The following is a 23,636-nucleotide window of genomic DNA, read 5'->3' on the forward strand; positions in this document are numbered from 1 at the left end:
AATACATTCTAATTTGAAAGCAACGCTAAATTTTTCTTTTCTATACATAAAAAAATGCCCCTAAAAAGTGTCTAACTTTTTGGGGGCAGTCCATTTACATTAAGGCTTTTTTTATTCGTCTAGAACTCAGCGTTCTTCGGCGTTCTTGGAAAAGGAATTACGTCTCTGATATTCGTCATTCCTGTTACGAAAAGAATAAGTCTTTCCAATCCTAATCCAAACCCGGCATGTGGCACAGAACCGAATTTACGGGTATCAAGATACCACCAAAGTTCGTGCTCATCCACGTGCATATCTGCCATTTTCTGTTTTAGTACGTCTAATCTGGCCTCTCTTTCGGAACCTCCGATGATTTCTCCGATTCCCGGAAAAAGGACATCCATTGCAGCAACGGTCTTGTTATCATCATTCAGTTTCATGTAGAATGCTTTGATTTCCTTCGGATAATCGAATAATACTACCGGGCACTCAAAGTGTTTTTCTACCAGATATCTTTCATGCTCAGACTGAAGATCTGTTCCCCATTGTTCAACAGGATACACAAATTTTCCTTTTTTATTTTCTTTAGAGTTCAACAGGATCTCAATAGCTTCTGTATAGCTTACACGCTTGAAACGCTTGGTAATTACATTCTCAAGTTTTTCTATCAGTCCTTCTTTCGCTCTTTCTTTTTCCGGTTTTGATTTTTGTTCTTCTTCAAAACGCTTGTCAAGGAATTCAAGATCGTCTTTGCAGTTGTCAAGAACATACTGAATCACGTATTTCAGGAAGTCTTCTGCCAGATCAATGTTATCTTCAAGGTTGTTGAAAGCCACTTCAGGCTCAATCATCCAGAATTCCGCAAGGTGTCTTGTCGTGTTCGAGTTTTCTGCACGGAAAGTAGGCCCGAAGGTATAAATTCTTCCCAATCCCATTGCGGCAGTTTCTCCTTCAAGCTGTCCGGAAACCGTTAAGTTGGTTTTTTTACCGAAGAAATCCTGTGAGAAATCAATTTCACCTTCTTCAGTTCTTGGCATATTGTTAAGATCGAAGTTGGTCACTCCGAACATTTCTCCTGCTCCTTCAGCATCTGCTCCTGTAATAACCGGAGTGTTGATATAGAAGAACTGGTTTTTGTTAAAGAATGAGTGTACTGCGAAACTTACCGCGTGACGGATTCTGAAAACGGCTCCAAATACATTGGTTCTGAATCTTAAATGCGCCTGCTCACGAAGCTTTTCCAGACTGTGCTTTTTTGGCTGCAAAATAGTATTCTGCAATTCTTCTGTAAAGTTATCTCCTAAAATAATGATCTTTTTAGCAATAATTTCCACAGTCTGCCCGGCTCCCTGACTTTCTACCACTTCTCCTACAACTTTAAGAGATGAAGCTGTACTGATCTTTTTGATAAGCTCCTCGTCAAAGCTTTCAAAATCAACAACAATCTGCAAATTATTAATCGTAGAACCATCATTTAGGGCAATAAAGCGATTAGAACGGAATGCTCTTACCCATCCGTAAACTGTAATGTCATGATGTAATACTTTCTTGTAATCCTGTAGGATTTCTTTAATCGTCTGCTTTTTCATTTGTTGATGATAAATTTTTGTATAAAAATTAATGACTGCAAAGTTACAAAAAAACAGCGCAATTTGATGATTGCGCTGTCTTTAAAAAAATCATTTAAGAAGTATTTAAACTTTCAGTTCAGGAAAATCGCCTTTTTATCTGTTAGTCTTTTTTGATTTTCGAATTTAATTTCACTTTAATACCGGTCTGAACTGTTATAAAAACCTTCATTAATCTGAAGCCACATCACTTTAAATAAATTAGTCTGAGTTTTCATGGAGTAGTTTTTAATAATAAATGGTTATTAGTTTTTAAAATTCAGATTAATGTTCAAACCATGATCCCGTTTTGCTATTACACTTCATTTCCACATTTAAAATGCATTAATGGGATTGAATGGTTCTTGTTTTTACTGGTTTAAAATCCTTAAATGATTAGTGTCTGCATATCAATCTTTAAACAATTATGTCATTACTTTCGTTCGATTTTTTTCGTCACATTAACTTTTTGATTTGATTTTTTACGATCAAAGATTGAACATTTTCAATTTTGAATGGTACCTCTTCAAAATGCAGATGTTGTGTCTTTAACTGAAACAAAGATGCAGTAAAGTAAGATGATTATGCAAGCAGATGGTTTATAGATTCATAAATTTATAGGGATAAAATCATGAATCTATAAATGATAAAACACTGATAACAAATAAATTAAAGTTAAATCGAATTAATATTTTCAATCTCCTTCAGATAAATAGAAAGTGGGGTTCCGGTTCGTTTTTTGAAGGCTAAAGTGAAGGCCTGTTCATTATTATATCCTAGTTCTTCGGCAATAAAAGGAATTTTATAAGAACGGAATTTCTTATCATTGGCCAATCTGTTAATCGCATAATCAATACGAAGATCATTAAGATACGTAGCAAAATTCTTTCCTTTATAGGTATTGATGATTTCTGATAAATATCTGGAATTGGTCTTTACTTTTTTGGCGAGACTTCCCAGGGTAATTCCTTTATTTAAAAACTGTTCTTTATCTTCGAAAATTTCAAGTTCTTTTAATACAGCCTGGGCGATATCCTCTGAAACGGTTTTGGCTGTTTTATGATCTTCAGTTTCTTTGTTCTGTTCTGAAAAATCCTCTGACATCGTTTCACTTTTCGGTTCCCAGCTTCTTTTATTTTTATGAACAGACTGAAGAAGATCCTGTGCAATTTTCCTGTATTTCTTTCCCGTTTTTTTATACCTGAAATAAAAATTCATAAATAATAAATGGGAGATCACTAAAAGACTGAGAACAATATAAAAAAGGTTCTTCCTGTTTTTAAAATCATTGGCAGCGGCTTCTTCTTCCTGCTGCAGTTCAGGGACATCATATTTTCCGGGAAGCTCACGGGATATATCCAGGAATTGAGCATCCAGAATACGGTCAATTTTCATAAAACGGTCTACATAATACCATTGCTTCTCCTTGTCCCCATTTTCTTTATAATAATTGATAAGATAAGTATATACTTCTTTTAGCTCAGGATAAATATAATCCGTCTTAAGAACCATAGAATCTATTCTGACAAAACATTCTATCGCTTTCTCTTTTTCCTGAAGCCCTGCATAGGATTTCCCTAAATTTAAAAGGGTATAGTTTTGATTTCTCTTAGTCGAATTTTCCGGAATAAAGAAGAATTTTCTGCATTGTATCAGGTTATCTATGGCAGGTCTGTATTTTTTTAGCTGTACATGATAAAGGCCCAATAAACCCAGATACTGATGATAGCTGTACTTATTTTCATTCTTTTGGGAAGCCTGCAAACCCTCCTGTATCAGTGTATAAGCAGAATCCATTTTATTAGTCTGTATATAGGCATCTGCAAGGCTAAGTTTGAGAAGATCACGTTCGCCCTCATTCATATTATCTGCCTCATATAAGTAATGTCTGAAAGTTCTGGCTGCTTCGGCATGTTTTCCTGTATAATTATTCAGGGTGGCAATGCCTATATGCGCCAGGGCCATCTGCTTTTTATCTCCTTGTTCTTTGGCAGATTCCAGGGCAGCCTGAGGATTTGTGTTAAAGAATTTTTCTTCCAGTTCCTGATAGGCTGATTGTTTTCCTAAGATACTTTTTTCAGCCGTATGTGCCTGTGCATTCACTACGGTAGTCCATACAATCCATAACAGTATCCAATATTTTACTTTCATTGCTCCTTCAGGGTATCTTACAAAAATATTATTTTATTCGGCAGATTCATGATCTCTTTCAATTTTCCTTTATTGATTGAGGGTTTATAAGGAAATTAATTCCCGATCAAGTTACAAAAAACAGCGTAAAGTAACGATTACGCTGTATGATTCATCAATTATTTAAAAGAAAACGATATGGATCAATTAAAGAAGATGGTCTTTTTTCTCTGTTTTCCGTTCCGGATTCTCCATGCATGGTAAGAGCTGGGTACGTCATACTGCCATTTCGGGAGCAGCACGACAATCAGGATCACATCTATATGAGAGATAAAGCCCAATCCCACTGTAAGATAAAATGCCCAGCCGGTCTGTTGGAATCCTATTAAATAGGTAAAAGCGATCAGCAGACTCACTCCCCACATTTTTGATAAGAACGCATGGGTACAGGTTTCCTTTCCGAATTTCCAGATGCTTACGATATAGCAAAGTGCTTCCATCACAAAGATCAGAAGAATTCCCTGCCATTCGTCTTTAATGAGTCCGGGATTCAGGAAATAGGCAGCAAAGCCCAGTGAAAGCCAGAATATCAAATCGGTCTGACTGTCCATTCTCCGGAGTTTTTCGGAAGAAACCCCTGCTTTCCGGGCAATAATCCCATCAAAAATGTCCGTGAGCAGTCCTGCATACATCATTATCAAAATTATAAATCGGGCTTTTTCACCTGCAGAATAGGCTAAGAAAAGAATCACCGGAGCAAGGAGCAGTCTTATGGCAATTAAAATATAAGGTATTGTTTTCATGGTTTTAAAAATTAATGATTGGTAAACTTCTTTTTCCGTTTTTATTCCATAGTCCCAACTGAAGGCCTTTCATTTTCCTGGAAACATTGACCAGCCCGATCTGTACTCCTGTCATTTCTTCTGTTTTATTGTAGATTCCGGCCTGAAATCCTTTAAATAGTTCAGCGTTGTTTACCGGAGCAATCGTTACTCCTTTAAAGTCTTTTTCATAATTATAAAACCCGGACAGCATCACCCCCTTTCCTTTATCGATGTAAGTGCCCAGTCCTGTTACAATAATTCCGTTCATCGTGTTTCCATAATTATAAACTGAAACAGAAACCCCGTTGTGGTTCACTATACTTCCGTATCCGCAACCGGAAACCGTAAGGCCGTTGACAATAAGCTCAGGCTGCTCTTTCCTGTTTTTCGCAGGATCGTAAAACATCCATACAACAGGTCCCAGAGGAATCGGTTCCAGATTGATACCATTAATTTTTCTGGTATTGTTTTTATCCAGAACACCTCCTAACCCTAAAGCAATACCGTTTACTTTATCAATTTTATTTAATGGAGTTAAAGCGGCGAAACTTGTTCTTTCCCTGCTTAAACTGTTCTGAGCTGAAACCAGAACACTCAAAAAAAGTCCTGTTATTAAAAATATTGTTTTCATATTCTTTTTGATTTATATTTTTTATTCAAAACTACCGGCTTAATTTTTTCAGATATTCATAATGAGAAATTACCGCATAAAAGATGCTTTTTTCATGATAAGGAAGCTGATTTCTCACTGCTGCTTTTTTAATAGCGGGAGTGATAATCGTATACACTGTATGCGGAAGACCGGGAAAAAGATGATGGGCGGCATGGGAATTAAATCCTCCGAAAATCCAGTTGGCCAGTCTGTTTGTAGGGTGATAATCCAGAGAGACGGCTAACTGATGTTCATAATAATCATAGGGTAGATAACCGTTTTCATCTGCTTCCGGAAAGTCTGTTTCAAGGCTCAGGTGGGAAATAATCAGGGTGAGCACAAAAAACAGGGAAATCGTCAGGTGCATGATGATAAAAGACAAAATGATTGTCACTACCGGAATATGAGTAAAAAAAGCAGGAATTACCAACATGTAGCTGAAATAAGCCAGCTTCAGGATAATGACTTCTGCAACAGACATCCAGGAATGGCTTTGATTTCTCAGATTGGCCAGGTCTTTTTTCCCCAGATAAATAAAATCTTTAATCAGGATCCAGTGTAAGGTATACAGACAATACAATAAAGTAGCGTATAAATGCTGGTATTGATGAAGCTTACTTCTGGGCTGATTAGCAGAAAGCCGGATGAATATATTGTCATCAATATCTGTGTCACAACCATCTACATTCGGAAACACATGATGTGAGGCAATATGTCTTTTTTTCCACAGTCTCGCATTAACTCCCTGCAGATTAAAGGTGATATAATAAATAATCTGGTTCAGCTTTTTATACTTTGAAAATGTATTATGTACACAGTCATGAGAACAATTGAATGCAAGAAGTATCCCTGACAACCCTAATAATATATAGTTAATAACAACGGCGTACCTCTTATTTTCCATATAAGGATTAAAAAGATTGAGATACAGCAGGATAAAAGCCACAGAATAGAACAAGAATTTTACAATTATTAGCTGCTTCGCTTTATCAACAGTCTCTTCTGTAAGCAGTACCTTTACCTCTTCACGCAGCTCCGGGTAAAACGCGGAACTCGTTTTTTTGAATTTTATCTTTGTTTTCATGATCATGTGGTTAAAAAACAATGTTGAACCCAAAGGAATACCTGAATCCTTTAATAGGAAAGTGTTTATACGTATTGTACTCGAAATTATAGCCCAGTTCTCCGGTAAAGAAATGGCAGAATGTTACTCCGAATTTGGGTGACGCAGTATAAGGAGAAACTCCTGCTCCCGCATATAGGCTGGTCACGAGATCTTCATCACCAAACGCTTTTATCTTCCGGAAATAATCGAATTCCGGAATGATCAGCAGCTTTCTCTCGTCCCACCAGTTAAAGTGCCCTCTCAGGCTGTAATAGTTCTTGGCATTTTCGGACGGTAATTTCATTCCTACCGATAAAAAGGTCTTGTCTCCTAATGAAGTTCCTTCTATTCTGGTACTGAGGATTACGGCTACAATTTTCCAGCCTTTATCATTTCCCAGCTGAGCTTTGCCCAAACTAAAAAAAAGTAAAAATGCTCCTAAGATTATATTTTTCATCGCTGATTGTTTTAAAATGATGTTTCAAAATTATCTGTGAAAAACACCAATCCGAATGCGAAAAAAAATTAAAATAAATGCCTACATTTGTGAAAATCACAAAAACATGCACCAGGAACTTTTACTCAGGGAAATTCGTAGGAAAATCGGTGACAAATCGCTGAATGATGAAATTGCTAATATCCTCAATGTAAGTTATGATGCAGCCCACAGAAGAACTTCATTAAAAGCAAAATTCAGCTTTGAAGAGGCTCTGGAACTCGCAAAATACTATCAGATTTCTCTGGATCAGTTTATGACATCCGATCATCAGATTCTGGTACAAAAAACATCAGCAGTGACTGAAACGGAAGATTTGCAGTCATTTTTTCAGAATAATCTCAGCGTTTTTGAGAATTTACCGCTTTCAGACGGGATTACCATTTACTATTCGGCGAAGGATATTCCCTTTTTTTACACCCTTTCCGATACACTGCTTTCCCGGTTCAAAGTATATGTATGGATGAATCTCCTGAATGCCAAGCAGGTCTTCGTTCCTTTCCTTCAGTTTTCACCGCCTTATTTTGAAGCAGACACCCAGGAATTGAAGAAAAAGTATGAAACACAAAACGTTGTGGAACTGTGGAATGATATGACGGTTTCCAGCATTCTGCAGCAGATTTCATTTTATTCCGATACCGGACTTTTACAAAAGAAAGAAGCCAATATTATTTTGGAGGAACTGAAGGAACTGATAGAATATATCGAACAGAAAACGGAAAACAACCCCAAATTTCACCTGTATGAAAATGAGCTGATGCACCTTTCCAACGATATTTTTTTCCACCATCCGCAGCAGTCCCTTTTTGCTATTCCTACCAACATGTTTGGGTATATTCTTATTAATGATGCCAAAACCTGTAACGAAACCCTGAATTATTTTGAACATCAGATTAAAAATTCAAAATCCCTGAATACCTCCGGGAACCGCGACAGGAAGATATTTTTCAACAAAATGTACGAACAGATCGGTCGCCTTCAGAGATATCTGAGCGAATAAAACTGTATCTTTAATCAAAACAACCTTATGAAAACCCGGATTATCCTCTTATTTTCACTATTGGTGCTTCAGTCCTGTTATTCCCCGAAAACAGATATTGAGGAGGACAAACACCCTGAAATACCGGAATTTCCAAAATTTTCAGAGCCTGCCATTTATGCGGAAAAGGTAATGGAACTTCCTCTTTCACAGAGCAGTAATTGTTTTTATCAGCAAAAGGATGATTATTTTTTCATCTACAATTATCCAGGGCTGGATTACGCATCCAATGATCTCTGCCAGCTCTTCATCATCAAAAACGGTAAACCAGTCATTTTTGAAAAATGGAAAAATATTCCGAAGATCAATAATTTCGCATTTGTGGGGGATCATGCAGATCTTTATGTGAATAACAGAAAATATCTGGCCCCCAATTATACTCTGAAAGAAATTTTCCCCATTTATAATCTTGATGATGTTCAGGATAAATATGAACACCTTTTGCATTTGGGAGAAAATGAAAAAGATTCCGCGGTATTGCAAAAGATCGCCGTGGAGCAGAAACAGCTGCAGGATAATATTTTAAGCAGGATCAAAGAAATCCGTTACATCGATGATGAAGCCAGTCCGGGAATGATGAACTACCCTTCCTCATCCGTTTCCTATCTCTGCAATTCTGATTCTGAAAATCCTTTTTATATTATGCCTAATTTTCTGGAAGAATCGCGGGCTGCATTTGAAATGAGGGATGTCGGCTACAGAGATTCTCTTTACGGGAAATTACGACCGAAAATGACACTGGTTCACAGAGAAAACAGGTTTACCCGTGAAATCAGCAAACAGCATGTGGATTCTACATTTTTCAATCAAAAAGATAGAATTGTTACCGGAAATGTATGGTTCAGCCGTGGCAATCATTATGTAGCCAGCTTTGGTTATTCTCCGGTCTACATGTATTATTACGATCTGAAAATCAAAAATAAGACCATCTCTACCAAGGAAGACAATACCAAAATGGTTATCACATCCATTGTAAAAACAGCCTCAGGGAAATATTTTTTAGTGAACAACCTGAAAGCAGGAAAGTTTCAGGTCTATTTTTTGAAAAATTAAATTATTCGTCCTTTTTGGAAGGCACTAAAAAGACATCGATAAGTCCTTCAGGAAGTTCAGTTTTAATGAATCTTTCTTCTCTGTTGACTTCCATGATCCAGTCTTTGATAATTGGAATTACTACTTCTTTTCCGTCTAAATTGGTGATAAAGTAGTTCTGTGCAGTCTGATCATTAACAGATCTTATCACTCCGCAGTTATTATTATTCTGGTCCAGAATATCGAAACCAATGATTTCGTGGTAATAGAATTGTTTTCCTGAAAGCTTAGGCAGTGTAGCAAGCGGCAGATAAACACTTTTACCTAACACCTGATCTACAATGGCTTCTGTGGAATTTTTAAGGAAAATATTCAGAGCATCGTTTTTGCTCCAGGATGATCTTTCAATAAAAAAAGGAACCAATAATCCGTTGATTTCAACGAATATTGATTCCAATTTATTGTAAAGCTCGGGTTGATCGGTATCCAATTTAAGGATAACGTTGCCCGCAAGTCCGTGTCTGCGTGTGATCTTACCTAATAAATAGCAGTCTTCTTTACGCATACGGCGGTACTTTTTAAGCTTCAGTGTTTTCTTCAGTTTCAGCAGCAGGAGCTTCTCCTTCTGTAGCTTCAGCAACTTCTTCAGCAGGTGCGTTAGCAGCTTCTTCAGCAGCCTTAGCATCAGCTTCAGCCTGTGCAGCAGCAGCGATTCTAGCTTCGTTTACTTTAGCTTCAGCTTCTAAAGCAGCTTTCTTAGCGTCTGCCTGAGCTTTAGATAAACCTTCTACTTTACCTTGTACTTTTGCATCTTTAGCTTCTACCCAAGCATTGAATCTTTTTTCAGCTTCAGCTTCGTCAAAAGCACCTTTAGCTACACCACCTTGTAGGTGTTTTTTGTAAAGGGCACCTTTGTAAGAAAGGATTGCTCTTGCAGTATCAGTTGGCTGTGCACCGTTGTTTAACCACTTTACAGCAGCATCAACGTTCAAATCGATAGTTGCAGGGTTAGTAATTGGGTTGTAAGTTCCTAGTTTCTCGATGAATCTACCATCTCTTCTAGCTCTAGAATCTGCAACCACGATGTGGAAGAAAGGCTTACCTTTTTTACCGTGTCTTTGTAATCTGATTTTTACTGACATAATGTTGTGAATTTTACGGGAACTCGTCCCAGTTAAATATTTAAGAGTGCAAAGATAAATAATTTTTCTGATGTAACAAGATAAAATCTTAAATTGTTATAGTATTAAACGGTCAGACAGTTTGTTTATGAAAAATTTCTGTGATTTCCGGAGTTAGTTCTGGTATTACTTTTTCTTTTTCATGTTTCCGTTCAAAGCATTTTTAAATATTTTAACAAAAACGTTACGTTTAATGAAAAACTTACTCCTCCTTATGGTAGCCATCTTTGGTTGTAAAAATCTGTACAGCCAATCCAGAGAAGAAAAAATTGACAAGCTTATCAGCTCTTATGAGCATCTCGGCCGTTTTAACGGAAGTGTTCTTGTGGCAGAAAAGGGAAAAATACTTTTTGAGAAAAGTTATGGCATCAAAAATTTCCAGACCAAAGAAAAGAATACTAATCAGACTATTTACCGGATCTACTCTACCACCAAATCATTCACAGCTACCGTTGTTTTATTGCTGGAAAAACAGGGAAAATTATCTCTGCAGGATAAACTATCCAAATATTTTCCAAAATTTCCAAAAGGAGACAGCATTACCATTGAACAATTACTTACCCATACTTCCGGCATTCAGAACAATACCAATTCTGAGCAGACCAAAGATGAAGAAACATTTCTGAACTATATAGCGGGCCAGCCTTTAGATTTTTCTCCCGGCAGCAAATGGAGTTACAGCAATTCCAATTATTACTTATTAGGATACATCATCAACAAAACGGCAGGAATGTCTTACCAACAGGCTGTAAAAAAATATATTCTAAATCCTTTAAGCATGACCAGTACAGGTTTTGGATTTAAAGATTTAAAAGATAAAAACAAAGCAACAGGCTATGATTTTTTATCCAAAAACAATTCCAGAGAAGGGGTAAATTATGATTATGACCACCCTCACGCTGCGGGCGCCATGTATTCTACAGTAGAGGATCTTTACAAATATGAAGAAGGACTTAAGAATTTTAAAATACTGGATAAGGAAACTTTGGAAAAGGCGCAGTCCCCTTTCCATAATTACGGCTATGGATATGGATGGACCGTTGAATCAATACAAGGGAAAACGGTGATCGGACATGGTGGTGCGGGGCCTGGCTTTCTATCTTTCTTTTCAAGAATTCCTCAGGATGATATTTCTGTTATCATATTAAGCAATATTTTCGATGGTGGTGTTCCGGAAGTATACAAAGGAATCATCTCTTTACTGAACAACCATCCTTATCATCTTCCTAAAAATGTAAAAATCAGTCCTGAACAGCAAAACCGGATAAAGGGATTATACCAGTCAGCAGACAGGAATATCTATATTTCTGCAAACGACGGATTAACAAGTTATTTTGATTCTAAAGACAGCTCCGGAGATACCTTCTTTCCGGAAAATGAAAAAAAGTTTTACGTTATCAATTATGAAAATGATAAAATTTATTTTGAATTTGAAGCGGGCAAAAATGGAGAAATAAGCTCTTTAAAAATAACCAAAAACGGAAAACTGATGAGGGAAGCTAAAAAAATAAGCAGTTCTTTTCTATGGGGAGCAGTAGGAGCCTCCACTCCAAATGGGTGGAACGGACCAGATGTAAAATTAGCACCCAGTTCCGAAAATAAAAATATTCTGGAAGCCAGAAATGTCATATTAAAACCAGGTGACCTAAAATTTCGGGCCAATAATGAATGGGCGATGGAACTGGGCATCAATGAAGCCAACCATCTGGTAAAATATGGGAATAATATCAAAATAACAGAACCCGGAACCTATGATATTATTCTGGATATGACCAATGAAATTAACCCTGCTTACCAGGTAATTAAAAAGCCGTGATTACAGGATTAATTTCACAGGTATAATTCATTTAATTAAGTTTCCCCAAGTAGAAAAGTCCAAGACATTTCTGGTTTTCTTCAATAGTCAGGGATTCTTTCAGATGGTCTACAATTTTGGGTGAACTCCAATAGCACCCTATTTCATTGGCTGTACAGGTAAGATACATATTTTGTACAGCCATTGAGGTAGCTGCAATTTCTTCCCATTCAGGAACCATTCCGCTAAAATTAACGACAATGGATACTACCGCATCTGCTTTATTGATTTTAAATCCTATATCGTTATATTTTTTCTCCAGGAAAAGCTGTTCAGGCTGTGTTGCCTTATAAATAGCCTGCATTTCGGAAGCTAGCTTTGCTTTGTCTTCGCCTCTGAAAACTTTAAATCTCCACGGTTTCGTCCGTTTATGATTGGGAGCAAATGCTGCTGAGCTGAGAATTTCATCAATCAGTTCCTGAGAAATTTCAGCATCGGTATAATCTTTCGGAAATATACTTCTTCTGTGCTCTATGATTTCTTTTAAAATTTCTGCTTTATTCATGCTGCAAATTTACAACATGAACGCAAACGCACCGCATTTATTTACATCTGATTTTTCAAAAAAAGATCCGGGTTTTTGTATGCTTTATACCCGGTTATTACAAAGGTACCCACCATCAAAATCCCCAAAGCTGCAGAAATCCCCTTCATGTAGATATTTTCACCGACGGGCCCAAGCAGATAAAGGGTTACAAAACTGAAAATATAAATCATTCCCGTCATTACCCAGCTTTTGTCCGGATCCGGAAAGGCTTTCACAGAAGATGACTGATTGTAGCTGAATAAAGGCATCAGTTTATGTTTATCCCATATAATCAATGCCAGTACGGCAATCATCATCAGAGAAGTAATCATCCAGGTTCCGGTAAAAGAGAGGCTTATCGTAATGACCCATATATTACTCAGGATTGCCATGAACATGAGTGCCCCCAATAATGCAAAGCGCTGTGTCATCAGTAAAATTCCTGCTGCCACCTGTGTGAGTCCTAAAAAATTCCAATAAAAACCTGATTGATATAATGCTTCAAAAAAATACCCGATGGGATGATCTGTAGAAATACGGGTAAATCTCTCTCCCATCAGTTTCACCAGCCCTGAGGGTAGAAAAGCAAATCCTACGAGGTATCTTAAATGTATGATGATCCACTGATTGAATCGATTTGTTCTTAACTTTTCAAATATCACAGCTTTAGTATTTTGCAATGCAAGGTACTAAAATATTTCAAATCCACAAATTTCTTTCAATATATTTGTAATGAGATCCCTAAAGTACTTCAATAATCTCCTGGTGGATATTATTCAGAGTAAAAGCATCTCCTGATTTCATTCCCATCATTTTTCGGGCCATAGGACTTTCGGGAGAAATGGCATAAAAACGATCTCCTTCAAAAAAGAATTCACCTAAAGAAACAGAAATATAAAAACGGGCTTTATTGGTAATCACAAGAGAGCCGAGTTGTACTCTTTCCGTAGCATTGTTCAGCACTTTTGCCATATTTCTTTTCAGATCATTCAAAGCACCTAACTGGCGCTGCATCTGGTAGATCTCCTCTTGCATTTCTTCCCTCATACTGTCATATTTGGGCGTTTTTTTAATGTCACGGCTTGCTTCCAGCGTAAATTCGATGAAGTTTTTAAGTTTTTCTATTTTCTCTGCAATAACAGTCTTAACATAGTTTCGGATATCACTTTTTTCAAATACAGTCTTCTCCATACATCTAATCTTTACATAAAGGTATATTTTTTTCCTGAAAAAATTAAGCCATTCTGATCAGGACAACCTATTATTTTAACAGAACCCATTTTTTCATCTAAAAAATCTAATTCTCCCCGCATTATCCGTAAATGTTATATTTTAGCCTAAAAAAAAATGAAGATAGGTTTAATCATATGGGCTTTGATTTTTATACTGCCATTAAGCTCATGTGTTTCTGATGAAGAATCCGTCAGACAGGTAAATTCAGCGTTTAAGGGTGAATATGCAGGAACGTTCAGCGGAGATGAAAACGGCAACATTTCTTTTACAATATCAAAAGAAGGAACCATGGATGGCAAACTGGAATTTCCTCCCGCTAATACAACAGAGATCATAGACGGATATGTGAATTCCGACGGTAAATTTGATATGAATACCAAAAATAATTTTCATTTTACCGGATACCTGAAACAAACCCACACTACGGGAAGTTGGAAAAGAGGTCCGTTATCCGGGACGTTCAGTTTTGACAAAAAACAATAGTAATAACACTTCTATTTTGAGTTGCAATAAAAAAAGAGACTTTTTATAGCCTCTTTTTTTAGTATTATTAATTATTGTTCTGCCTGTTTCTTCAAATCTCCAAGCCCCTGATTAAACATTTTTTCCATATTCATGTTCATCAGAGGCTTCATGATCTTCATTACCGGATTCAGTTCATTGTCTATCATCCAGGTTACTTTGGTTCCGCTTCCTTCAGGAGTTAAAACAAATGCTGCTTTGGCATTACCATTGAATGGTTTGATAAAGTGAAGTTTTGTCACCAGTTTTTGATTGGGCACTATTTCAGTAACAGACTGTTCTCCTTCACTTCCCTCTCCTATCCAATGATAAGAATCTCCCATTTTGTCACCTTCTCCGGAATATGTGATCTTGATATTTTTGATTTCTTTAGAAAAAGGATCCCATGTGTTATAGCTTTTCAGAGAGCCTACATGCTGCCATACTTTTTCTATTGGAGCATTAATGGTTACAGCTTTTTCGAAATGATAATCTTTGCTGAATGTTAATATCGCAATGATACCATATACGACAAGAAGCAGAATGATTGTGCCAAGAATTTTTAAGATTGTTTTCATAGTTTATCTATTTTTAAGTTTATTTTGAGTTGAAATGGTAAATCCTGTCACCAAAATTAGTCATTCTGTTTTCTCTGCAGCTTTCCATATGACAAGATTATTAAAGTTAAAGTATTTTTGTCATATCCTGACATCAAGGCATTATTTTTGACCATTTTCAGCTTTGATTCAGGGATGAATCATTATTTTTACCTTAAATAAAATTGAAAAATGAATATTTTAACAGAAACTTTTAATACGCCATATCACGCAGCCCCTTTCAATGAAATCAAAAATGAGGATTACCTTCCGGCTTTTAACGAACTGATTAAACGATCTGAGCAGGAAATTGATGCCATTGTCAATAATCCAGAAGCACCAACTTTTGAAAATGTTATTGAAGCCCTCGCCTATTCCGGTGAACAGCTGGATGTGGTTTCGAATATATTTTTTAATTTAAATTCTGCGGAAACCAGTGATGAGATCCAGCAGATCGCCCAGGAAGTTTCTCCCATCCTGACGGAATATTCTTCTAAAATTTCTCAGAATGAGGCCCTTTTCAGCAAAATCAAAAAAGTATATGATGAGAAGGAAAAATACCAACTTAACGGTGAACAGGAAATGCTTTTAAATGAAACCTACAAAGGGTTTGTAAGAAGCGGAGCCCTGTTGAATGAGGAAGACAAAGAAAAATTAAAGAAAATCAGCATGGATCTGTCTTTAAAGTCCCTTCAATATGGACAAAACGTACTGGCTTCTACAAATGCTTATTTTAAACATATCACCGATAAAAAAGAACTGGCTGGAATTCCGCAAGCCATCATTGAACAGTTTGCTGAAGAAGCTAAAGAAAGAAATCTTGAAGGCTGGGTGGTTACCTTGCAGTACCCAAGCTATATTCCGTTTATGACGTATGCCGAAAACCGTGATCTGAGAAAGGAACTGGCTCTGGCCAACGGTAAAAAATCTTTCAATGGTGATGAGTTTGACAACCAGAATCTGATTAAAGAGCTTCTTACTTTAAAGCAGCAGAAAGCTGAGCTTTTAGGATATAAAAATTATGCGGATTATGTTCTTGAAGAAAGAATGGCTAAATCTCCGGTTAAGGTTTTTGATTTTTTAAATGAACTTTTAACCAAAGCAAAGCCTTATGCTGACCAGGAAATCGAAGAACTGAAATCTCTGGCAAAAGCTGACGGAATTGAAGAAATGCAAAACTATGATCATACGTTCTATGCCGAGAAGCTCCGTAAAGCCAAATTTGATCTGGATGACGAAGAACTAAAACCTTACTTCCCACTGGATCAGGTACAGGACGCCGTGTTCGGACTGGCAGGAAAACTTTTCGGGCTTAGCTTTGAAGAAAGAAATGATATTCCGAAATATCACGAGGATGTGAAAGTGTATGAGGTAAAAGAAATTATAGCTGTTTCCAGTACCGGTAAGATAGAATCTGAGTACAAAGCATTGTTATATGTTGATTATTTCCCAAGAAAAGGTAAAAGAGCCGGAGCATGGATGACCAGCTATAAAAGCCAGTATCAACAAAACGGTGAAAACTCCCGTCCGCACATTTCTATTGTATGTAATTTCAGCAAACCGACAAAAGATACACCTAGCTTACTGACCTTCCAGGAAGTAACCACTCTTTTCCATGAATTCGGACACGCACTTCATGGCATGATGGCTGATACTCAATACCCAAGTCTTTCCGGAACTTCCGTAAAATGGGACTTTGTAGAACTTCCTTCCCAGTTTTTGGAGAACTTCTGCTTTGAACCTGAATTCTTAAAAACATTCGCAAAACATTATCAGACAGGAGAAGTACTTCCTGATGAAAAGATTGAAAAAATTGAATTGTCTAAAAACTTCATGGAAGGTTACCAGACGCTCAGACAGATCGGTTTCGGGCTGCTGGATATGAATTATCATACCAAAGTGAAAGAGCTGGAGAATGAAAGTATAAAAGAGTTTGAAGATAAGTATACTAAACCTGCTACCCTTTATCCGATTAATCCTGAAACAGCCATGAGCCCAAGCTTCTCGCATATTTTCCAGGGCGGATATTCTGCAGGGTATTATTCTTACAAATGGGCTGAAGTACTGGATGCCGATGCTTTCCAATATTTTAAGGAAACCGGAATTTTTAATCCTGAAACCGCAGCAAAATATAAAATCCTGCTTTCTTCCGGAGGAACAAAAGATCCTATGGAGCTGTATAAAGACTTCAGAGGAAGCGAGCCTAAGGTGGAAAGTTTACTGAAAAGAGCATTTGGATAAAAAATAGACAATTATGAAGCAGGTACTTAATACTCTTGGAGAGATTTTTATAAAGACTTTAAAAATCACTCTTAATAAGATTACTTCCGAAAGCATTGACGAAATTTTAAACAACAGAGATGAGCCTGAATTTTCATCATTGTGGATGCAGGCTTACCAGGTCGTGGAGGAAAAGGAAATGAAGGAAGCTTTAAGGGATCAGGTTGACGAAATCAGAAAGGAAATCTTTTTATTCACTTTCAGAACAGCCAACTCATCTGATCTTCCGGCCTATATTTCTGAAGATTTTGAACTGATTGCTTCTTACTGCATTCATGAAATTGAAAATCCCTGGGTTACGAATCTGTTTTTCACGTATCTCAATCATCAGATTCCTTATGGAGAACTGATGAAAACGGATAAGACCATGAAGGAATTAATTGATTCACTATAAAATTCCGGATTATTTAAATAATAAAAGATAGGTGTAGGTTTTATTCCTGCATCTATTTTTTTATAATTACCTCCCGAAAAATGAAAAATGGGATACAGAGAAGCAGTCATACCTAATCTCTTCACCAAATAATATTTTCCAAGCAAAAGCCACTCCTATTTTTTAAAATATAACTAACTTTCGTATTCATAATATTAAAATCAGAAGCCATGTTATTAGCTATTCTTCTCCCCTTTCTATCCTTTATGGTTCGTGGAAAAATCATTACAGGAATTGTCTGCCTGATTCTTCAGATTACATTGATAGGCTGGCTTCCCGCAGCGATCTGGGCTGTTTTATCCTTAAATAATGAAAGAGCAGACCAACGAAATGAAAGATTAATCCGTGCCATGCGCGAAAATCGGAAATAAGCTGCCGGCCGTGAATATATTATACAGATCCTTTATTTTTTTAAAGGATTTTTTATATTCAAAAGCGCTTACAGGAATTGTAACAGGAAATCAGAAAGACTATTTCATGGATTATTTTCGTTTTTAATGAAACAAATCTCTTAGAAAAACAACTTATCCTATATGAAAGAAAATAAGTACGACGAACCTTCATTTTTTGAGCAGTATGATAAAATGCTCCGCTCTCAAATCGGGCTGCAAGGAGCCGGGGAATGGCATGCCCTGAAAAATATGTTACCGGATTTTAAGGATAAAAATGTTCTTGATCTTGGCTGCGGATTCGGATGGCACTGCCGCTATGCTGTTGAAAATGGAGCAAAATCTGTCATTGGAATTGATCTTTCAGAAAAAATGCTTGCCAAGGCGAAAGAAGTCAACAGCCTTGAAGGTATTCAATATGAAAGGAAAGCTCTGGAAGATCTGGAGTATCCTTCAGAAAAATTCGATATTATATTGAGCTCATTAACTCTGCATTATGTGGAATCTCTGGATACGGTCATTCAGAATGTTTACCGATGGTTGACTGCCGAAGGACATTTTATATTCTCAGTGGAACATCCTGTGTTTACCTCGGAAGGAGGCCAGGATTGGACTTATGACAAAAATGGCGAAAAAATAAGCTGGCCTGTCGACCGATATTTCATGGAAGGAAAAAGGAGCACAACATTTCTCGGCGAAAATGTCACCAAATACCACAGAACTTTAACCTCTTACCTGAATACCCTGCTAAAACACGGCTTTAGAATCAAAGAAATTGTAGAACCAGAACCAAGCCATGAAATGCTGAAAGAAATCCCTGAAATGAAAGATGAACTCCGCCGCCCAATGATGCTTCTGGTCTCAGCAGAAAAATAGTATTCTAAGATAAAAAGAAGCTAAACTAATATCATCACTATGAAACTCAGAATCATTATTTTATTCTTACTTACCCATCAGCTGTATTTTACACAAAAAAAAATCTTCCGGATCTAAAAATATGGAAGCCAGAATTGATCGTATTATTCTCACTGGTTTTAGTAATAAAAATGAGCCTGGTGGCGTATTTATGGTGGCTAAAGGCGAGAAAACCCTATACCGGAAGGCCTTCGGGAAAGCCAATCTGGAACTGAATTCAGATATGACTCCGGAACAGGTCTTCCAGATCGGCTCAATGACCAAACAGTTTGCTGCGGTGGCTATCCTTATGCTGGAGCAACAGGGAAAACTGAGTGTTAATGATCCGGTTTCAAAATAGATTAAAGATTATCCTTCCGGAGATAAAATTACGATTCACCATCTGCTTACCCATACTTCAGGGATTATTTAGAGAGCAAAGGATAGAATCAACTTCGTTGATTCGTCGAAGCATGTGGATAAGCATACCTCTTCATCAGCGACAAAGTCGTTTCACTTTGCCCACTTCAAATAAAGCGGAATTATTCATCAACTTTGCATTAATTTTTTTGCAGACTTGAAGAAATATAAAATTTAAACAGTCTCTAAGTATCAAAAATTCAAAATGGATCAGCTGGAAAAGCTATTTTCAAAAGCATTTACCTGTAAAAATAGGAGCCACCTGTACTCTTATTTCCCTTTTACTGGCCTGTACAGGCTTTGCAGCTATTGTATCGGTTATTCCTGTCGCCTTTGCTGTTGAATTACTGATCTCGCTATTTGGAGATCATCAAGAGGGACCGGGTGGTTTGATATTGCTGTCATTCGTTTTTATCAGTGCTCTGATCATGACTTTCTATTATGTAAAGAATCTGGCAAGAAACATATTCACGATTACGAAAAAAGAATTATTCCTTATTATGTTCCTCTTTTACTGGATTGTGCACTCTCTGGGTTTTTATATTTACTGGGGCCTTTTTACGGATTTTAGCAATGACGGGCAGATTATTTTGGGTTCTATCTTCAGCTTTCCGGTTTCCAGTCTTGCTTTTATTATCATCGGTTTTTGGATTGATTCTATCATTAAAAAATACACTCCGGAACATCAGTTACCTGAAAATCATTAAAAATTCTATTAGTTATTTCAAAAAATTTGGAGGATCACGGCTTAAATAATATCTTTATCAGACAGCATTTCTCAGAAATTGCTGAAAGAAACTAAATACCATATGCAATCAATGTTCAGAAAACCAGACATTAAAATTACATTCTCGTTTTTCATTATTTTATTATTTTCATTACAAGCCATAGCCCAAGAAAAAAGTCCTTTGCTTACTGGCAAAGTCACTATTTCCATAAAAGAAGGAACTTTTGACTGTGATCTTACTTTAAGTGATATTCCCCGTATTGAAGATTATGTCATCCGCCTCAATTCCGGGATGAATATATTACACTTTAAAAGTAAAAAGCCCAATGATTTTGTACTAGCTTATGAAAAAAGTACTGTTGACAGTACTTCAACAGGCGAGTCACTTGCCTACTATTTTCCGAAAAACAAAAAAGAAAAATTTCTGCCTCAATCTGTACAATTGAAGTATACCGGCAAGTTTCCTATTGCCAAAGATACTATTGAAAATTATACTAAAGATGACTGGAGAGGAAATATCGCCTTCAACTATAATTCTCTGAGAGCCGAAGGTAACCAGGGCGCCTGGTATCCTATTTTATTTGATATGGCCAAGGACAAAAAATATGAAGAAGTGCGATATGATATTGAATTTACCTGCAGCGACTGCTCCACTCTGTATGTCAACGGAAATCCCCCTGTAAAGGCTAAAAATTACCGTTTCAAAAGTGATGTACCCTATGAGCTGGCGGTCTTCCTTGGAAATTATGATTACTCCAATATCGCCAATACCTATATCCTGAATCCTCAACTTACGCAGGAACAGATTAAACAATTCAGCGAAATGATTAATACCTATAAAAATTATTATGCTGAAAACCTGGAAACTCCTTTTGGGGGGCCGGTGACTTTTGTAGAAACTACCCCTACTTCCCGCGACAACGGATGGCTGTTCGTATCTTACCCAACCATCATGAATATAGGCTGGGGAGATAATGGACTTAAAAGCCTTTTTGATCCTAAAACCCAGAACTGGTTCAAGCCTTTTATTGCTCATGAACTGGCTCATTACTATTTCGGAACTTATAAACAATTCAACTCTGAGCTTGGCGGAATTATCTCAGAAGGATTTTCGGAATTCCTTTCTCTAAAAGTAGCCAAAGATATTCTGGGTAAAGAGGTATATGACAAAAAGATAAAGGATAAACTTAAAAATATTAAGGATTTTACTCCAATGCCTTTAAGCACTATCAAAACAAAACCATCCGATGATGATTATATTGAATATGCTTACGAATCTACTCCTATTCTTCTGGCGGCTATAGAAAAAGAAATAGGTGAAAAGCAAATGTGGAAATGGATGGATGCCCTTCTGAAAACACCTACCGTTTTCACCAACTACTCATTCCTGATATCAACGTTAAAAGCATCACTTAAAGACGATAAAAAATTTGAATATCTCAAAATCCGTTATTTTGAAGACAAAAAGCATATAGAACATGCCATACAGACTTTAGAACAGAAGTAAACAAGATGACAGCAGAACACCCTGCTGTCATTTTTTATTTATGCTGAATAAGTAGACCATAACTTCCAGCCTTCCTAAATCCTACTCAAAATTATCTTTCAGATAATGGGTATCCACAATTTTACTTTCTATGGCATACACTACAAGGCCTGCCGTATTTTTTGCCCCGGTTTTCAGGAGAAGGTTATTGCGGTGGCCTTCAACTGTCCTCGAACTTAAGAATAATTTATCTGCAATTTCCGAAGTACTGTACTGCCTGCAAATAAGCTCCAGCACCTCTTTTTCTCTTTTTGAGATATGATTGGCATCAAAAATACTGGAGACTTTTTTACTGGAATCCGTTATATTCTGATGCAGCGCTTCCATAACTTCCCCATTATAATAAAAGCCTTTCTCATACACTTCCCTCACCGCTTTGACCAATTCTGCCGGGCTGGAATTTTTTTTAAGAAAAGAACAGGCTCCCGACTGGATCATATTGATGATAAAAGATTTGGTATTGTAACTGGTCAGTGCAATTATTTTTACCTGAGGATATTTTGTATGGATCTGTTTGGTTGCTTCTACTCCGTTTACTTCCGGCATATTAAGATCCATCAGAATTACATGTGGCAGCTCTTCAAGAACAGCAAGAGCATCAAGAATCTCTTTGCCATTGCTGAAATCTCCGGAAAGCACCATATCTTTTTCTCTTTGTATTAAAAAGGAAATTCCCTGGCGGAACAGGGCTTCGTCATCTACAATGATCACCCGGATTAAGTTTTCTTTCATCTTATTCTGATTATCAATTAAAATGTAAATTCTACCGTAGTTCCCTTGTCTTTTTTACTTTCTATTTTCAGGGTACCATTGATGAGCTCTATTCTGCTTCTTATATTTCTCAGTCCCAGACCGCCTTTTAGGGTATCGTCATCCGGGTCAAAACCTTTACCGTTATCTTCATACCTGCAAACATTTTTTCCGTCTCTTCCTTCAAATATAATCCGGATATGAGTGCTTTCGCCATGCTTTATGGAGTTGTTGGTAAGTTCCTGGATTATTCTAAAGATATGTAAATTTTTTTCACTTTCAGCCTTTGCAAAATATAAATTGCTGGTATAGGAAACCTGCACTGTTTTTGAAAGATTGATTTCTGAACACAGGGCATCTATGGCCGCGTGCAGTCCGAATTTTTCCAATATGGGAGGAAGCAGGTCATGCGAAATCTGCCGGGCACTTTCTGCGGTTATATTAATCAGGTTTATTATTTTATCCTTAAGCTCGGTATATTCCTCTTTTGTTAAATATTCGCAATCCAGCAGATGAACATTCAGAGAAACCACACTTAGTTTTGAGCTGATATCATCATGCAGATCCTGAGCTATTCTCAGTCTTTCTTTTTCCTGTGAACTGATCATGGCATGGGTAAGATCTTTTTCATACCTGATTTCCATTTCTTTCTTCTGAAGAAGATTTTTGGTGATCTTTTTATTGGAGAAATAGTAGAAAATAATCAGTGCGACAGCCAGTAAGGTGAATGCCAGAAAAGTGTAGACTATCGTGGAAATAATGGTATTGTCATTCATGGTATAAAATCTTCAAAATAATTATACTCTTTTTCTGTGGAAGGAAAAATACTCGATCAGAATAAAAATCTGGTACACAATAAACATCACTGCATTGATTACCCAGATCTCTTTATGCACATTTCTATCCATAACCACGTACAGATTCCCTGATAAAAACAGCACTGTACTGCTGATCAGATACATAATGAGCCCCAAAACCATATAATTATATTTTTTTTCGCCATCCAGTATATTATATAAGTGAAACAATCCCAGAATAATGATGGCGTAAGAGGTAACAAAAATTTCAAACAGATTGAAAATGTAATATTTTGCCGGATCTGCAATGTATTGCAAAATCAGGACGGTGGGAATAATCATTAAAAAAAACTGTGCAGTTTTCTTCTGATACCGTTCCGTCAGAATCTCACGAAAGAACAGTCCCAGCAGTAGGAATTGGCCTATCAGATAATAATGAGAGAAAAACAGATTATTGATTTTCTGATAGCTCAGTATGTAAAATACAGCTTCACATATTGATATCCAGATTAAATAGCCCATAAAAAATCTATAGGCCTTCCCGGAACCGGAAAAGCCTATGGTATATACGGTCAGGTTAATCAGCAGAATACCTTTTCCAATTAACGATGGTATTTCAATCCATTGATACAATGATCCCGCTA

Annotated in this window: 26 protein-coding genes; 11 read left to right on the forward strand and 15 right to left on the reverse strand. The window is 36.9% G+C overall.

Going from position 1 to position 23,636, the window contains the following annotated elements:
• Positions 1-119: 119 nt before the first annotated feature.
• From asnS to J2Y40_RS20490, 6 genes are all read right to left on the reverse strand, one after another.
• A complete protein-coding gene (asnS, locus tag J2Y40_RS20465) occupies positions 120-1,568 on the reverse strand; it encodes an asparagine--tRNA ligase (protein WP_310001041.1) in 1,449 nt (482 codons plus the stop codon).
• Positions 1,569-2,261: 693 nt separating this feature from the next.
• Positions 2,262-3,737, reverse strand: coding sequence for a helix-turn-helix domain-containing protein (locus J2Y40_RS20470; RefSeq protein WP_310001043.1), 1,476 nt, complete (start codon positions 3,735-3,737; stop codon positions 2,262-2,264).
• Between the two features lie 182 nt (positions 3,738-3,919).
• The gene (locus tag J2Y40_RS20475) at positions 3,920-4,519 is read right to left on the reverse strand and encodes a CDP-alcohol phosphatidyltransferase family protein (protein ID WP_153395080.1); all 600 of its coding nucleotides are present in this window, start codon (positions 4,517-4,519) and stop codon (positions 3,920-3,922) included.
• A 4-nt stretch (positions 4,520-4,523) separates the two neighbouring features.
• A complete protein-coding gene (locus J2Y40_RS20480; protein ID WP_153395082.1) occupies positions 4,524-5,171 on the reverse strand; it encodes an LA_2272 family surface repeat-containing protein in 648 nt (215 codons plus the stop codon).
• Between the two features lie 31 nt (positions 5,172-5,202).
• Entirely contained in the window at positions 5,203-6,276 is a 1,074-nt protein-coding gene (locus J2Y40_RS20485; protein ID WP_185151964.1) for a fatty acid desaturase, read from the reverse strand.
• Positions 6,277-6,286: 10 nt separating this feature from the next.
• Positions 6,287-6,754 carry a hypothetical protein gene (locus J2Y40_RS20490; protein ID WP_153395086.1) on the reverse strand — a complete coding sequence of 156 codons (468 nt, stop codon included), beginning with the start codon at positions 6,752-6,754 and terminating at the stop codon, positions 6,287-6,289.
• Positions 6,755-6,860: 106 nt separating this feature from the next.
• Between J2Y40_RS20490 and J2Y40_RS20495 the strand changes: the two genes are divergently transcribed.
• Both J2Y40_RS20495 and J2Y40_RS20500 read left to right on the forward strand, forming a co-directional pair.
• Positions 6,861-7,793, forward strand: a complete 933-nt coding sequence (locus J2Y40_RS20495; protein WP_310001047.1) for an XRE family transcriptional regulator — start codon at positions 6,861-6,863, stop codon at positions 7,791-7,793.
• 27 nt (positions 7,794-7,820) lie between these two features.
• Complete coding sequence (locus J2Y40_RS20500; protein ID WP_310001049.1) at positions 7,821-8,885, forward strand: hypothetical protein; 1,065 nt, start codon at positions 7,821-7,823, stop codon at positions 8,883-8,885.
• Between the two features lies 1 nt (position 8,886).
• On the opposite strand, the gene rimM is transcribed toward J2Y40_RS20500, so the two are convergent.
• Both rimM and J2Y40_RS20510 read right to left on the reverse strand, forming a co-directional pair.
• Entirely contained in the window at positions 8,887-9,429 is a 543-nt protein-coding gene (gene rimM / locus J2Y40_RS20505; RefSeq protein WP_310001051.1) for a ribosome maturation factor RimM, read from the reverse strand.
• A 13-nt stretch (positions 9,430-9,442) separates the two neighbouring features.
• Complete coding sequence (locus J2Y40_RS20510) at positions 9,443-10,006, reverse strand: 30S ribosomal protein S16 (RefSeq protein ID WP_153395092.1); 564 nt, start codon at positions 10,004-10,006, stop codon at positions 9,443-9,445.
• A gap of 232 nt (positions 10,007-10,238) precedes the next feature.
• Between J2Y40_RS20510 and J2Y40_RS20515 the strand changes: the two genes are divergently transcribed.
• Positions 10,239-11,861 carry a serine hydrolase gene (locus J2Y40_RS20515; RefSeq protein WP_310001054.1) on the forward strand — a complete coding sequence of 541 codons (1,623 nt, stop codon included), beginning with the start codon at positions 10,239-10,241 and terminating at the stop codon, positions 11,859-11,861.
• A gap of 31 nt (positions 11,862-11,892) precedes the next feature.
• On the opposite strand, the gene J2Y40_RS20520 is transcribed toward J2Y40_RS20515, so the two are convergent.
• From J2Y40_RS20520 to J2Y40_RS20530, 3 genes are all read right to left on the reverse strand, one after another.
• Positions 11,893-12,405 carry a nitroreductase gene (locus J2Y40_RS20520; RefSeq protein ID WP_310001056.1) on the reverse strand — a complete coding sequence of 171 codons (513 nt, stop codon included), beginning with the start codon at positions 12,403-12,405 and terminating at the stop codon, positions 11,893-11,895.
• Positions 12,406-12,446: 41 nt separating this feature from the next.
• On the reverse strand, positions 12,447-13,088 hold the full coding sequence (locus J2Y40_RS20525; RefSeq protein WP_310001058.1) for a DoxX family membrane protein: 642 nt from the start codon (positions 13,086-13,088) through the stop codon (positions 12,447-12,449).
• A 79-nt stretch (positions 13,089-13,167) separates the two neighbouring features.
• A complete protein-coding gene (locus J2Y40_RS20530; protein WP_153395100.1) occupies positions 13,168-13,617 on the reverse strand; it encodes a hypothetical protein in 450 nt (149 codons plus the stop codon).
• Between the two features lie 156 nt (positions 13,618-13,773).
• On the opposite strand from J2Y40_RS20530, the gene J2Y40_RS20535 reads away from it, so the two are divergent.
• Positions 13,774-14,142: a hypothetical protein gene (locus tag J2Y40_RS20535; RefSeq protein ID WP_153395102.1), complete on the forward strand. Its 369-nt coding sequence runs from the start codon at positions 13,774-13,776 to the stop codon at positions 14,140-14,142.
• Positions 14,143-14,213: 71 nt separating this feature from the next.
• On the opposite strand, the gene J2Y40_RS20540 is transcribed toward J2Y40_RS20535, so the two are convergent.
• Complete coding sequence (locus tag J2Y40_RS20540; RefSeq protein ID WP_153395104.1) at positions 14,214-14,738, reverse strand: SRPBCC family protein; 525 nt, start codon at positions 14,736-14,738, stop codon at positions 14,214-14,216.
• A 210-nt stretch (positions 14,739-14,948) separates the two neighbouring features.
• On the opposite strand from J2Y40_RS20540, the gene J2Y40_RS20545 reads away from it, so the two are divergent.
• The 7 genes from J2Y40_RS20545 (at position 14,949) to J2Y40_RS20575 (ending at position 21,406) form a co-directional block, all read left to right on the forward strand.
• Positions 14,949-16,997: a M3 family metallopeptidase gene (locus J2Y40_RS20545; RefSeq protein ID WP_310001062.1), complete on the forward strand. Its 2,049-nt coding sequence runs from the start codon at positions 14,949-14,951 to the stop codon at positions 16,995-16,997.
• Between the two features lie 13 nt (positions 16,998-17,010).
• Positions 17,011-17,430 carry a hypothetical protein gene (locus J2Y40_RS20550; protein WP_310001064.1) on the forward strand — a complete coding sequence of 140 codons (420 nt, stop codon included), beginning with the start codon at positions 17,011-17,013 and terminating at the stop codon, positions 17,428-17,430.
• Between the two features lie 209 nt (positions 17,431-17,639).
• Positions 17,640-17,840, forward strand: a complete 201-nt coding sequence (locus J2Y40_RS20555) for a YqaE/Pmp3 family membrane protein (protein ID WP_153395109.1) — start codon at positions 17,640-17,642, stop codon at positions 17,838-17,840.
• Between the two features lie 162 nt (positions 17,841-18,002).
• The gene (locus J2Y40_RS20560) at positions 18,003-18,734 is read left to right on the forward strand and encodes a class I SAM-dependent methyltransferase (RefSeq protein ID WP_153395111.1); all 732 of its coding nucleotides are present in this window, start codon (positions 18,003-18,005) and stop codon (positions 18,732-18,734) included.
• Positions 18,735-18,855: 121 nt separating this feature from the next.
• Positions 18,856-19,113, forward strand: coding sequence for a serine hydrolase domain-containing protein (locus J2Y40_RS20565; RefSeq protein ID WP_310001067.1), 258 nt, complete (start codon positions 18,856-18,858; stop codon positions 19,111-19,113).
• 487 nt (positions 19,114-19,600) lie between these two features.
• The gene (locus tag J2Y40_RS20570) at positions 19,601-19,879 is read left to right on the forward strand and encodes a hypothetical protein (RefSeq protein WP_310001069.1); all 279 of its coding nucleotides are present in this window, start codon (positions 19,601-19,603) and stop codon (positions 19,877-19,879) included.
• Between the two features lie 111 nt (positions 19,880-19,990).
• Positions 19,991-21,406, forward strand: coding sequence for a hypothetical protein (locus J2Y40_RS20575; protein WP_153395115.1), 1,416 nt, complete (start codon positions 19,991-19,993; stop codon positions 21,404-21,406).
• An 81-nt stretch (positions 21,407-21,487) separates the two neighbouring features.
• Here J2Y40_RS20575 and J2Y40_RS20580 read toward each other — a convergent pair whose 3' ends face one another.
• Genes J2Y40_RS20580 through J2Y40_RS20590 form a run of 3 tightly spaced genes read right to left on the reverse strand, consistent with a single transcriptional unit; the run spans position 21,488 to position 23,625 of the window.
• Positions 21,488-22,177, reverse strand: a complete 690-nt coding sequence (locus tag J2Y40_RS20580) for a response regulator transcription factor (RefSeq protein WP_153395117.1) — start codon at positions 22,175-22,177, stop codon at positions 21,488-21,490.
• A 17-nt stretch (positions 22,178-22,194) separates the two neighbouring features.
• A complete protein-coding gene (locus J2Y40_RS20585; RefSeq protein WP_153395119.1) occupies positions 22,195-22,971 on the reverse strand; it encodes a sensor histidine kinase in 777 nt (258 codons plus the stop codon).
• 21 nt (positions 22,972-22,992) lie between these two features.
• On the reverse strand, positions 22,993-23,625 hold the full coding sequence (locus J2Y40_RS20590) for a hypothetical protein (protein ID WP_153395121.1): 633 nt from the start codon (positions 23,623-23,625) through the stop codon (positions 22,993-22,995).
• Positions 23,626-23,636: the final 11 nt, after the last annotated feature.

The organism is Chryseobacterium sp. 2987 (assembly GCF_031456375.1).
Classification (GTDB): Bacteria; Bacteroidota; Bacteroidia; order Flavobacteriales; family Weeksellaceae; genus Chryseobacterium; species Chryseobacterium vaccae.